Here is a 13,765-nt window from a genome sequence, read left to right as displayed (position 1 = left end):
AGTTTAGGGATACTAACTAATTATGAATGTTTTGTGATTTTTAGAACATGCTTTTCATAGTTTATTTCACAAGCAAAAATTCAGATCTTCTATTTATAGCATTTTGCTCCTCAGTACATTTGTTTTTACAATCAATCTTGAGTTCTGTTTCTCCAAATCCTTTTCCAGAAATGCGGGAAGTATCTATACCTTTTGATATTACATATTGAACAGTTGCTTTAGCCCTCTTATCTGAAAGATTTAGATTGTATTTATCATCACCTTTGGAGTCTGAATGTGATTTAACATAAACCTTCAATGCTTCATTTTGCGACATAACATAAACCAATTTATCTAGTTCCTCAGCACCTTGTTTAGTAATATTACTTTTATTGAAATCAAAATAAATAGGATTCAAAATGATTTCTTTTTCTGTAATGACTACATCAATTGGCTTGATAGTTACATCTACTGTTATTGACCCTCCAATAATTTTTGCCAAAGGAATTTTTGCGGTCATATAACCATCTTTAAAAGCTTCAATTATGTATATTTTTTCACAATCCACATCGTAAACTACTTCTCCTTTTTCATTAGATACTTGTGTTCCTATTACATTGCTATTTTCATCCAAAATAAGTACTTTTGAATTCATCAAAACGGCACCATCTTTCAAGCTTTTTACGACTACTTTTATCTTCCCTTTACAAACTGGTATCGAAGAATAAATATGATCTTCACCAGATCTATTACTAGAAACATACCCTAGTTGTTTAACAGAATTATACGTTAATGCAAAATCATCTTTCTCTGTGTTAACTGGTTTACCCACATTGATTGGCAAGTCATTTTTATTAAGATCTACAAAAAAGACATCCAAACCACCAAAGCCAGTCAAACCATTTGAGGCAAAATACAGCACATTTTCATCTGTAATAAAAGGAAAACTTTCATCGCCAGCCGTATTAATTTTATCACCTAAATTTTTAGGAATACCATAAGTTCCATCATTATTCACTTGTACTTTCCAAATATCAATTCCACCTATTGAGCCAGGCATATTTGACGAAAAATAAAGTATTTTACCTTCTTTGTCAATTGATGGATTACTAGTGGAATATTTTTTATCATTAAAAGGCATCGGTGTTATTGCCGTCCATTTACCATCTTCTTTTTTAGCTTTAAACAAATGAACCTGACCAAATTTTAATCGTTTAGCATTATTCTTTTCATACAAATTAGAATTAAAACTTTCGCTAGAAAAATAAATAGTACTTCCATCAGCAGTTATACTCACTGGTCCTTCATGAAATCGAGTATTTAATTCCGAAACAGGTTTTGGATCTGAAAAATTACCATCAGTTTTCAAATCCGATTGATAAATATCTAAAAAAGCTTCATCATTCCATCCGTACTTTTTGCCACCGCTATTACGTGCACTAGCAAAATATAAAACGTCATTATAAAGTATCGCTCCAAAATCAGATTTATCTGAATTAATATCCAAAATTTTAACATCAAAAAGTTTATCCTTATCAACAAGCGCAGGTAAATAATCGGGATTTTTATTAAAATCTACCGCACGTTGATCTGTTGGTGCTTTTATTGCAAAAGTCTTCATTTGCACATTTGCCTCTTCATATTTTGCATTTGCTTTAAGCATTTGGGCATAATTAAAATAGGTTTCCGCATCCTGATCCTTTTTTACTGCCAAAGCATACCATTTTGCAGACTCCACAGTATTGAACATATTATAATAACATTCTCCTAACTGCTTATACACATACTCATCCGATTTTCCTTTTTCATTTACAAGAAGATATTCTTTAACTGCTTGAACATATTCATATCTTTCAAACAAATTATCAGCAATTTTTGTGTATTTATTTTGTGCCAAAAGTGGAAAACTAATGACTATTAAAAACAGAAGTATTTTATTTTTTTTCATTTCAAATGAGATCTAATATTAGAAAAATCTTGGAGAGCGGGACACTTTTTTCACTGGTAAAAAATCATATAATAAGATTATTTCATGTGATGATGATGTTGAGATATTCAAATCCGAAACAATATGATCATAGGCATATCCAATTCTTAAATCAGGAGTAACATTAAAATTTACTAAAAATCCAAAACTATCCTCTAACCTATATGTTGCACCAAATTCAACTTTCTCTTTATATAGAAAATTAGCAGAGACATCTAAAGAAGAAGGCACTTTAAATGCTGATTTCAATAAAAACGAAGGTTTAAATTTTAAATTTGGATTCAAATCAAAAACATAACCCGCAGTCAAAAAATAGTGAGAAACATCAGAACCATATTTTTTGCCATCATAATCCAAGTGTGCAGCATTAATAATATTAGGTATTGAAAATGAAACATAATATTTATCTGTATAGTAAAAAACACCTGTTCCAATGTTCAATGTTACATCAGTTGTATTTTTCCCAAAAACGCCTTCTGAAGGATCAGGTAATGTTGGAACAATCTCGGAGAAGTTAACTTTCTGAAAAGTAGCTCCACCTTTAATTCCAAAAGACAAATTACTATTTTCTCCTAGTTGTAATTTATACGCTACATCTCCATAAACATTTTGCTCGGTTACAGGTCCGATTTTATCTGAAATAATTGATAACCCTAAACCAACATTCTTTCCAGCTGGTCCCTCGCCATAAAAAGTAAACGAAGTTGGTGATCCTTCGATATTTACCCATTGTTTTCGATATAACACACCAAAAGTAACGTGCTCTTTGGTGCCTGCATAAGCAGGATTTACAACATTCATATTGTACATGTATTGAGTATATTGCGGATCTTGTTGCGCTTTAACATCTATAACGAGTACTAGAAATAATATAGCTACCAGTAAAGTTCTATTCATTTTAATATATTTTTATTTCTCTCTAATTAAATAAATCCAGCCTGTTTTAGATTGACCATTATTAAATGCTATAACATAATAATAGGTAGCACTTGGCAAAGCCTCGCCACTATTGGTCTGACCAATCCATTGATCGGTATAGTTCCCTTGACTATAGACTTGAAGACCATACCTATTAAATATTTCTAATTTTTTCACATTCATTAATCGTAAATCGAAAAAATCATTTGAACCATTACCATCAGGTGAAATTCCTTTTTGAATATCACAATAAATGGATTCAATCATAATACTAGAAGTTGTTTCACATCCAGTATCATTTGATTTCACAGTAAGACTATACTCCAAAGGAAAAGCCTCTATTACAGAAGTAGAATCTACAACTTCATTCACATTTAATACATTTGAATTTGTACTTACAACATTTCCAACATTATCTTTCCAAATGTAATTGACAGCATCAGGATCATAAGAATTCAAAAGAGGAGAAGCCGTTATTTCATAATTATTTGATTTACAAGTCCAAGAAGATTCAAATTGAATTTGAGGAGGTATTTCTTGTATTAATTGACTCGAACCTGTAGTTACACAAGTATTATCATTCTTGAATCGAACACTAATAATATAGTTTGCCGGTAATACGTTCAAAAATTCTGGACTATCTTGAAAACCATTACCAATACTATAATCAACACCTACCATATCCCCTATTTCGATTCTTCCTACAGGTACAGCACATGTAGGTTGAACTGCATTTACAACAACGGGAGTATCTGGAACAGGAGGACTTGAATTTATTTTTGTTGTACTTACTGAAGTGCTGGTACAAGTAGCGTCAGCAATATTTCGAACATACAAAGTATAATCATTTGGCGCAAGACCATTAAACATATTAGCCAATTGATAAGTTGTCCCGTCCAAACTGTATTCCATTCCGCTTTGCGCAGTAATGGTGATTGACCCTGATGGTAAACCGCAGGTTGGCTGCACAACACTTGAAGCAAGTGCAGCTACTGGAGCTGTTGGAATGGCATTGATTTTTGTTGTACTTACTGAAGTGCTGGTACAAGTCGCATCAGCAATATTTCGAACATACAAAGTATAATCATTTGGCGTAAGACCATTAAACATATTAGCCAATTGATAAGTTGTTCCATCCAAGCTGTATTCCATTCCGCTTTGCGCAGTAATGGTGATTGACCCTGATGGTAAACCGCAGGTTGGCTGCACAACACTTGAAGCAAGTGCAGCTACTGGAGCTGTTGGAATGGCATTGATTTTTGTTGTACTTACTGAAGTGCTGGTACAAGTCGCATCAGTAATATTTCGAACGTACAGAGTATAATCATTTGGTGTAAGACCATTAAACATATTAGCCAATTGATAAGTTGTCCCGTCCAAACTGTATTCCATTCCGCTTTGCGCAGTAATGGTGATTGACCCTGATGGTAAACCGCAGGTTGGCTGCACAACACTTGAAGCAAGTGCAGCTACTGGAGCCGTTGGAATGGAATTGATTTTTGTTGTACTTACTGAAGTGCTGGTACAAGTAGCATCAGCAATATTTCGAACGTACAGAGTATAATCATTTGGTGTAAGACCATTAAACATATTAGCCAATTGATAAGTTGTCCCGTCCAAACTGTATTCCATTCCGCTTTGCGCAGTAATGGTGATTGACCCTGATGGTAAACCGCAGGTTGGCTGCACAACACTTGAAGCAAGTGCAGCTACTGGAGCTGTTGGAATGGCATTGATTTTTGTTGTACTTACTGAAGTGCTGGTACAAGTCGCATCAGTAATATTTCGAACGTACAGAGTATAATCATTTGGTGTAAGACCATTAAACATATTAGCCAATTGATAAGTTGTCCCGTCCAAACTGTATTCCATTCCGCTTTGCGCAGTAATGGTGATTGACCCTGATGGTAAACCGCAGGTTGGCTGCACAACACTTGAAGCAAGTGCAGCTACTGGAGCCGTTGGAATGGAATTGATTTTTGTTGTACTCACTGAAGTGCTGGTACAAGTAGCATCAGCAATATTTCGAACGTACAGAGTATAATCATTTGGTGTAAGACCATTAAACATATTAGCCAATTGATAAGTTGTTCCATCCAAGCTGTATTCCATTCCGCTTTGTGTAGTAATGGTGATTGACCCTGATGGTAAACCGCAGGTTGGCTGCACAACACTTGAAGCAAGTGCAGCTACTGGAGCCGTTGGAATGGAATTGATTTTTGTTGTACTTACTGAAGTGCTGGTACAAGTAGCATCAGCAATATTTCGAACGTACAGAGTATAATCATTTGGTGTAAGACCATTAAACATATTAGCCAATTGATAAGTTGTCCCGTCCAAACTGTATTCCATTCCGCTTTTCGCAGTAATGGTGATTGACCCTGATGGTAAACCGCAGGTTGGCTGCACAACACTTGAAGCAAGTGCAGCTACTGGAGCTGTTGGAATGGAATTGATTTTTGTTGTACTCACTGAAGTGCTGGTACAAGTAGCATCAGCAATATTTCGAACGTACAGAGTATAATCATTTGGTGTAAGACCATTAAACATATTAGCCAATTGATAAGTTGTTCCATCCAAGCTGTATTCCATTCCGCTTTGTGTAGTAATGGTGATTGACCCTGATGGTAAACCGCAGGTTGGCTGCACAACACTTGAAGCAAGTGCAGCTACTGGAGCCGTTGGAATGGAATTGATTTTTGTTGTACTTACTGAAGTGCTGGTACAAGTAGCATCAGCAATATTTCGAACGTACAGAGTATAATCATTTGGTGTAAGACCATTAAACATATTAGCCAATTGATAAGTTGTCCCGTCCAAACTGTATTCCATTCCGCTTTTCGCAGTAATGGTGATTGACCCTGATGGTAAACCGCAGGTTGGCTGCACAACACTTGAAGCAAGTGCAGCTACTGGAGCTGTTGGAATGGAATTGATTTTTGTTGTACTTACTGAAGTGCTGGTACAAGTAGCATCAGCAATATTTCGAACGTACAGAGTATAATCATTTGGTGTAAGACCATTAAACATATTAGCCAATTGATAAGTTGTCCCGTCCAAACTGTATTCCATTCCGCTTTGCGCAGTAATGGTGATTGACCCTGATGGTACTGCGCAGGTTGGTTGCACAACACTTGAAGCAAGTGCAGCTACTGGAGCTGTTGGAATCGCATTGATTTTTGTTGTACTTACTGAAGTATTAGTACAAGTCGCATCAGTAATATTTCGAACGTACAAAGTATAATCATTTGGCGCAAGACCATTAAACATATTAGCCAATTGATAAGTTGTTCCATCCAAACTGTATTCCATTCCGCTTTGTGTAGTAATGGTGATTGACCCTGATGGTAAACCGCAGGTTGGCTGTACAACACTTGAAGCAAGTGCAGCTACTGGAGCTGTTGGAATCGCATTGATTTTTGTTGTACTTACTGAAGTGCTGGTACAAGTAGCGTCAGCAATATTTCGAACGTACAAAGTATAATCATTTGGCGCAAGACCATTAAACATATTAGCCAATTGATAAGTTGTTCCGTCCAAACTGTATTCCATTCCACTTTGCGTAGTAATGGTGATCGTCCCTGATGGTACCCCGCAAGTTGGTTGTACAACACTTGAAGCAAGCGCAGCTACTGGAGCTGTTGGAATCGCATTGATTTTTGTTGTACTTACTGAAGTGCTGGTACAAGTAGCATCAGTAATATTTCGAACATACAAAGTATAATCATTTGGCGCAAGACCATTAAACATATTAGCCAATTGATAAGTTGTTCCGTCCAAACTGTATTCCATTCCGCTTTGAGTAGTAATGGTGATTGACCCTGATGGTACCGCGCAGGTTGGCTGTACAACACTTGAAGCAATTGCAGCTACTGGAGCCGTTGGAATGACATTAATTTTTGTTGTACTCACTGAAGTGCTGGTACAAGTCGCATCAGTAATATTTCGAACGTACAAAGTATAATCATTTGGCGCAAGACCATTAAACATATTAGCCAATTGATAAGTTGTTCCGTCCAAACTGTATTCCATTCCACTTTGCGTAGTAATGGTGATCGTCCCTGATGGTACCCCGCAAGTTGGTTGTACAACACTTGAAGCAAGCGCAGCTACTGGAGCTGTTGGAATCGCATTGATTTTTGTTGTACTTACTGAAGTGCTGGTACAAGTAGCATCAGTAATATTTCGAACATACAAAGTATAATCATTTGGCGCAAGACCATTAAACATATTAGCCAATTGATAAGTTGTTCCGTCCAAACTGTATTCCATTCCGCTTTGAGTAGTAATGGTGATTGACCCTGATGGTACCGCGCAGGTTGGCTGTACAACACTTGAAGCAATTGCAGCTACTGGAGCCGTTGGAATGACATTAATTTTTGTTGTACTCACTGAAGTGCTGGTACAAGTCGCATCAGTAATATTTCGAACGTACAAAGTATAATCATTTGGCGCAAGACCATTAAACATATTAGCCAATTGATAAGTTGTTCCGTCCAAACTGTATTCCATTCCACTTTGCGTAGTAATGGTGATCGTCCCTGATGGTACCCCGCAAGTTGGCTGCACAACACTTGAAGCAACTGCAGCTACTGGAGCTGTTGGAATCGCATTGATTTTTGTTGTACTCACTGAAGTGCTGGTACAAGTAGCATCAGTAATATTTCGAACATACAAAGTATAATCATTTGGCGCAAGACCATTAAACATATTAGCCAATTGATAAGTTGTTCCGTCCAAACTGTATTCCATTCCACTTTGCGTAGTAATGGTGATCGTCCCTGATGGTACCCCGCAAGTTGGCTGCACAACACTTGAAGCAACTGCAGCTACTGGAGCTGTTGGAATCGCATTGATTTTTGTTGTACTCACTGAAGTGCTGGTACAAGTAGCATCAGTAATATTTCGAACATACAAAGTATAATCATTTGGCGCAAGACCATTAAACATATTAGCCAATTGATAAGTTGTTCCGTCCAAACTGCATTCCATTCCGCTTTGAGCAGTAATGGTGATTGACCCTGATGGTACCCCGCAGGTTGGCTGCACAACACTTGAAGCAAATACAGCTACTGGGGCTGTTGGAATGGCATTGATTTTTGTTGTACTTACTGAAGTGCTGGTACAAGTCGCATCAGCAATATTTCGAACGTACAAAGTATAATCATTTGGCGCAAGACCATTAAACATATTTGCCAATTGATAAGTTGTTCCATCCAAACTGTATTCCATTCCGCTTTGCGTAGTAATGGTAATCGATCCTGATGGTACTGCGCAAGTTGGCTGAACAACACTTGAAGCAATTGCAGCTATTGGAGCTGTTGGAATGGCATTAATTTTTGTTGTACTCACTGAAGTGCTAGTACAAGTAGCGTCAACAATATTTCGAACATACAAAGTATAATCATTTGGCGCAAGACCATTGAACATATTTGCCAATTGGTAAGTTGTTCCGTCTAAACTATATTCCATTCCGCTTTGTGTAGTAATAGTGATCGACCCTGATGGTACCCCGCAGGTTGGTTGTACAACACTTGAAACAAGTGCAGCTACTGGAGCTGTTGGAATCGCATTGATTTTTGTTGTACTTACTGAAGTGCTGGTACAAGTCGCATCAGCAATATTTCGAACGTACAAAGTATAATCATTTGGCGCAAGACCATTAAACATATTTGCCAATTGATAAGTTGTTCCATCCAAACTGTATTCCATTCCGCTTTGCGTAGTAATGGTAATCGATCCTGATGGTACTGCGCAAGTTGGCTGCACAGCACTTGAAGCAATTGCAGCTACTGGAGCCGTTGGAATGGAATTGATTTTTGTTGTACTTACTGAAGTATTAGTACAAGTAGCATCAGCAATATTTCGAACATACAGAGTATAATCATTTGGAGATAAAAATTCAAAAATTGTTGATGATTGATAAGCAACTCCATCCAAACTATATTCCATTCCTTGTTGAGGCGTTATTACGATAGTCCCTGTTGGTATTGCACAACTTGGCTGGATACTATGCGAAATTGTAGGCGCTAATGGAGCTGTAGGCACAGCATTTATTTTAACAATAATAGTAGACAATACTGAAGTACAACCATTGGCATTTGTAACTTTAAAAGTATAATCGGTTCCTGCAGTTAAACCTACAAATGAATAATTAGCTCCCGAACCTATTATTGAACTTCCAATAGATGGAATGATAGTCCAATTACCTATTGTAGGTAATCCGCTAAATAAAACACTACCGCTATTCAGAGCACAAGTGGGTTGAATTACACTATCTATAGTAGGAGCTTGTTGTTTGTCTATTATTGGACTAACTGCTAATCTATTAATACTTTCACACCCCATTAAAGGAGTTGTAGATTGTTGAGAAACATAATAAGTACTACCTTGAACAATCAAAGTGTTTGAAGGCAAAACAATTCCGTTATTTGGAGTATCATACCAAATAACATTTGAATTATTTATGATTCCATTTAAAGCAATTGAATTAAGTGTTGCATTTTGTGATTCGCAAAAAAGAGGACTTGCCGAACTAATTGTAGGAGTTAATGGATCAACAATTGTAACCGATACTTCAAAACGATTTACACTTTCGCAACCCGAAATAGTTTGAGTTGCATAATACTTTGTACCATCACTTAAAGAAGTCGTACTAGATAAAGAACTACCCAAAACTGCTGCATTATACCAAACAATAGGTGCACTTCCTGTGACATTTAAATTTGAAATTTTTGCAGATTGACTGGAACAAAATAATTGAATACCATCACCCACAGGGCTTGAAGGTGCATTTATAGTAACATTAACGACAACTCTTGGTGTACTTTCACAACCAGAAACTGTTTGAGAACCATAATACAAGGCGTTGATTAAAGGTGTTGAATCTGACAATGCAATAGTTCCTGTTGCCGATGAGTACCACTTTATATTTGCACCAAAAGTAGCTTTAGCAGTAAGTGAAGCAACTGTAGCACTTTCTGACTCACAAAACGTCTGGCTTCCATTTATTGTTATTGCAGAAGGCTTATTAATAGTAACTGTTACATTTAACTTAGATACACTTTCACAACCAGATATTGTTTGTGTAGCTGAATAAATACCATCAGCCAAAGCAGAACTTGGTGAAAGTAAAGTTCCCAAAGAATCATACCATTTTACATTGGTACCAGTAACTATCAAATCAGAAACTGTTGCTGAATTACAAAAAACTGGATTAGTAACAGTCGTTGTTGGAGCTGAGGGTTTATTGATGGTAACCACAACTTTTAATCTTTCAACACTTTCACAAAGCAAACCTGTAGTTCCCGTTTGAGAAGCATAATAATCTTCTGAATCTATTAAAGCTGTAGAATTTGATAATGGTACTCCTCCAATTGCATCAGCATACCATTTTATTCCAGTCCCGCTTGCAACCAAATTTACAACAGTAGCATTTTGTGATTCACAAAATATTTGAGTAGCCTGTCCACTTGGTTTTGATTCTGCATTAATAGTTAATGACACTGCAGTTCTACTAGAGCTCAAACAGCCATCTACTGTTTTCCTAGATTCGGCATAATAGGTATAAACACCAGGTAAAGTCACCGTTGGTGTATATGTTAAACTACCAGTAACTAAAGCTGGACCGCTACTATTATTTGCATACCAATCAATAGTTTCTCCACCATTAACTGAAGCCGATAAAACTGGAGTTGATTGCCCCTCACAAATAGATTTATCTCCTCCACTCACTGGATTATTAATTACCGAACAGGTACAAATTGGTGCAATAACATTAAAAGTCTCGACACATCCATTTCCTTTATCAGCAGTAATCATAATATCAGTTCCAGTAGGTATACTTGTAATGGAATTTCCTACTATCACACCTACTACAGGAAATCTGGTAATAGTACTGCCACTTGCAACAGTAAAATCAACTTTATATGTTAATAAATCAAGTGAGCAGCTTTTGGAAGTTACATTCAAAAATGGAGAATCTTTTATTTCTAAAACAACAGCTGTTCTTGAAATACTAGAACATGAAGCAATATTGTTTTGAGCATAATAAGTGACAGAACCAATTGTATTTAAAATTGGACTCGTAACTATATTTCCATTTAAAAGTGCATCATACCAAACGACAGTCCCCAAAGACACTGTAGCATTTGCAGTTAAAGTTTGTAAAGGATTTGTAGCACAAACCGATTGATTCCCTCCACTTATTGGAGTATTTGGGTCGTTTATAGTAACTGTAAGTGGATATCTAGTAGCACTTTCACAAGTTCCAATTGTTTGAGAAGCATAATAAGTAGTCCCAGTAACCAAAACTGTGGAACTTGGAAGCAAACTTCCTCCTGTTGGATTATCATACCATTTTATTATTCCAATTCCTGATGCTAATAAATCTGCTATTGTCCCCGAATTACAAACAGTTTGCAATCCAGAACCAGTAGGTACATCTGTAATATTTATAGTTATAGTGGAAGCTGTTCTTGGAAAACTTTCACATGAAAGAGTTCCTGATACCGTTTGAGTAGCATAATAGGTTTCTCCATCTACCAAATTCGTATTAGGATCTAATGAAATACCTCCAGTTGGAGCTGCATACCATTTTACAGCAGTACCAGTCGCAGCTAAATTTGATATCTTTGCTGAATTACAAAACGTTTGTGTTGTTGCTACCGTTGGTCCTGCTGGGTTATCTACAACAACATCTACTTGTAAACGAGAAATACTTTTACAGGAAGTTATAGCATTTGTTTGCTCTGCAAAATAAGAACCAGTTACTAAATTTGTACTGCTATTAATTGCTATACCTCCAACTGCAGTTGCAAACCACTCTATATTATTTCCTACAGCCACCAAATCGCTTATTTTTGGACTGTTTAATTTACAAAAATTCTGACTAGATGAACCTGTTGGAGCATCTGTCACATTATATACTACTGTAACATCAGCAGATGAAGACGAACATTGACCACTTGAAATTGTCCATGTAAAAACATAAGTTCCCAAGACACTAACAGTAGCGGTAGCATTCCCAGCAGAACTATCACTAAAAGTAACTATCCCTGGTCCTGACTTCAATGCCCACACTCCAGTTCCTATTGATGGTGTATTACCTCCTAAACCTTCGCTTGTTAAAGAGCATCTAGTTTGATTCCCACCAACGGTAGCCAAAGTTGGATTATTCACAAAATTCATCGTTAAACTTGCAGTAGAGTAACAAGGTGTCAATGCTGCCTCCGCAACAACAACTGGATTTGGAACTTCCAAATTATAATCAATAGCACCACTTCCGTAATCACTGGTTCTTATACTGGGACTCAAAAACGAATTAGTAACATTATAATTAGAAGAAGTATTATCTTGCATGGTAAAAGCAAAAAACTTTACATCTCCAGTAGTATAACCCACTAATGCTTTTGATACTTCAACTTCAAAACCTAAATTATAATCTGAGGTACCTGAATTATTCTTATTAACTCCCATAACAGCAGTTGGAGATCCAGTCGCTGCAGTCCCTAAATAAGTTTTAGTAGAATTTCCTGTTTTCAATTCAATTACATCTGCATAATAGTTTGTTTCACCAGTATCTGTAGCAATTGCAAGGCAATAATCCGCCTCAAAATAAGAATCAAAAGTACTTGGGTTATTATTAAAATAATTAAAAGCTCTCACATCTGGAAGAGAACCATTTTCATCTCCATAATTAGACACATTAAAACCTCCTGGTTTGGTATCTAAAAAAACCATGATTCTTCTATAATTCAAAGCTTTTCCAGCAATACCAAAAACTAATTTATCTTCTGTTGGGCTAATTTTTAATGCATTTATATACCCATTAACCGCTTGTGTTGCTAATGGTGCCGAGAGTACATTATCCTCTAATGGAGCAGTTCCCCAAGCATTATCGGTAAGATTTCCATCCAATGTTATAGCATAACGAGAACGCACACTTACAATTTGTCCATTAGTTAATGAACTTGTTGTGAAAGTTTTGCTAGTTGACATCGATTGCTTAACCACACCATCAACAGAAAACTCAAACAAATCTGCTCCTCCCGTTGCTGTAAAAGTTACTGATGTTCCTGAACACAAAGGATTAATAGTATTATTGAGGGGATTTGATGATAAAAAAACTGCTGGTGGACTATTGTAAACAGACGCAACAACTGGAACCCTAGTACTAGTTCCAATACCCGATCTAGCTGAAACATAAAAAGTTGTTGTTGTAGCTACATTAGGGCTATACGTATTGCCAGTTGCCAAAACTGTGGCACTGGTCTGACTACTAAACCATTCTATAATATCACCACTGGCACCCGTAGCCGAAAGTGCTATTACACCTGGTCCGCAAGAACTTCCCGCAACAGCTATTGGAGGATTGACTACAGCCAATACATTCAACTTTCTTTTGAAAGTTTTAGGCAAATAAGGATTGTTTTTGGAGGCTTTGGAAAGCAGTATTTCTTTTTCGATTTTAGAAAATAATACTAATTTCTCTAAATTTGAAGCAATTAATTTATTACTTAATAAAATGGTAATTAGTAAAATTAAAAGTAATTTTATTTTCATTAAAACAGTTTTTTTGTTAAAAAAATAATGATTCAGTAACATTAAGATTTTAAAAGTAAACCTTTATTTACATTGCAACAATTCATTTTTTCTCAACAAGAAGACTACAACGATGTAGTCTGTTAGAATGTTCATAAATTAGTTAAAAAACACCACTTTTTCTTAATAATATGATACTTAAACGATTAAAAATTATATTTAATCGATAATTTAGCTGTTTTCTTAACTATAAAACATATCTCAAAATTTCATTTCTTTTATTCTCTATAAAAAGACCCAATTAAAACAAAAAAGGCTGTTTGAACTTATCAAACAACC

3 protein-coding genes are annotated in these 13,765 nt (G+C 36.1%); all 3 read right to left on the bottom strand.

The features are described from left to right. Positions 1-61: 61 nt before the first annotated feature. Genes CLU82_RS18440 through CLU82_RS18430 form a run of 3 tightly spaced genes read right to left on the bottom strand, consistent with a single transcriptional unit; the run spans position 62 to position 13,447 of the window. Positions 62-1,927, bottom strand: a complete 1,866-nt coding sequence (locus tag CLU82_RS18440; RefSeq protein ID WP_100844481.1) for an OmpA family protein — start codon at positions 1,925-1,927, stop codon at positions 62-64. Positions 1,928-1,945: 18 nt separating this feature from the next. After that, entirely contained in the window at positions 1,946-2,863 is a 918-nt protein-coding gene (locus CLU82_RS18435; protein WP_100844480.1) for a type IX secretion system membrane protein PorP/SprF, read from the bottom strand. 12 nt (positions 2,864-2,875) lie between these two features. Then, positions 2,876-13,447: a gliding motility-associated C-terminal domain-containing protein gene (locus CLU82_RS18430; protein ID WP_157813404.1), complete on the bottom strand. Its 10,572-nt coding sequence runs from the start codon at positions 13,445-13,447 to the stop codon at positions 2,876-2,878. Positions 13,448-13,765 lie beyond the last annotated feature (318 nt).

Origin of the sequence: Flavobacterium sp. 5, from assembly GCF_002813295.1 — a bacterium.
Lineage (GTDB): Bacteria > Bacteroidota > Bacteroidia > Flavobacteriales > Flavobacteriaceae > Flavobacterium.
Note: the sequence above shows the minus strand (reverse complement) of the source record. Positions and strands in the feature narration are given on the sequence as shown.

Bases quoted from the DNA above. Each gene is read 5' to 3' on its own strand.
- CLU82_RS18435 (WP_100844480.1), bottom strand. From the start codon at position 2,863: ATGAATAGAACTTTACTGGTAGCTATATTATTTCTAGTACTCGTTATA.
- CLU82_RS18440 (WP_100844481.1), bottom strand. From the start codon at position 1,927: ATGAAAAAAAATAAAATACTTCTGTTTTTAATAGTCATTAGTTTTCCA.
- CLU82_RS18430 (WP_157813404.1), bottom strand. From the start codon at position 13,447: ATGAAAATAAAATTACTTTTAATTTTACTAATTACCATTTTATTAAGT.